This is a genomic window from Intestinirhabdus alba (assembly GCF_009711095.1).
Classification (GTDB): domain Bacteria; phylum Pseudomonadota; class Gammaproteobacteria; order Enterobacterales; family Enterobacteriaceae; genus Intestinirhabdus; species Intestinirhabdus alba.
This window is the reverse complement of sequence record NZ_WMJZ01000128.1, coordinates 1-703: the sequence shown is the minus strand read 5'-3', so window position 1 is coordinate 703 and position 703 is coordinate 1. Positions and strand designations below refer to the sequence as shown.

Here is a 703-nt window from a genome sequence, read left to right as displayed (position 1 = left end):
GCTGGGCCACGGTTACCGGCACCTCGCCAGACTCCTTGTGGTTCACCGTCGCTTTCAGCCGGTGCGCCCCCGCCTTCGTCATCGTCAGCTCTGCTTCGTAGACGCCGGTACTGACCTCATTCCAGCGCAGCCCCGACACCTCCTGGCCTTCCAGCGCACCGCTAAGGACGATATCGCTGCCGGAAAGCCCGGTCACCCGGTTGTTGTACCTGTCCTCAAGCGTCACCGTCAGCACCGTGCTTTCACCCACACTCAGCGCTTCCCTGCTCGCCGACAGGTACACGTACTCAACCACGCCGGCGCTGTCCGGCTGAGCAACGCTGACAGGCACCACGTTTGAATCTACAGGCTCGTCAGCATTCACCCTCGCCTTCAGCTGATGTTCACCTGCCCGCGTCATCGTCATCGTTGAGGTATAAATCCCCACGTTTTCCCCTGAGCCTTCCTGCCAGTGCAGCCCCTCGTTACTTTGCCCGGCAACCATGCCCCAGATGTCAATATTCCTGTTGTTTCCTCCCGCCAGACCGGTCACCCGGTTGCCGTACCGGTCTTCAATCGTTACCGTCAGCCCTGCGCTGTCACCCGCCTTCAGCGCCACAGAATGCACGACAGAATTCACCTTCAGGGACACCCTGTCTGCCGCATTGACCTCACCGGGCTGCGCCACGGTGACCGGCACCTCGCCAGACTCCTTGTGGTTCAC

At 61.5% G+C, this 703-nt stretch carries 1 protein-coding gene; it reads right to left on the bottom strand.

Translation table 11 applies throughout. The features are described 5' to 3' along the window. Positions 1-703 (bottom strand): invasin domain 3-containing protein (locus tag GJV78_RS22720; RefSeq protein ID WP_155110314.1); only part of this gene is annotated, 703 nt, incomplete at both ends.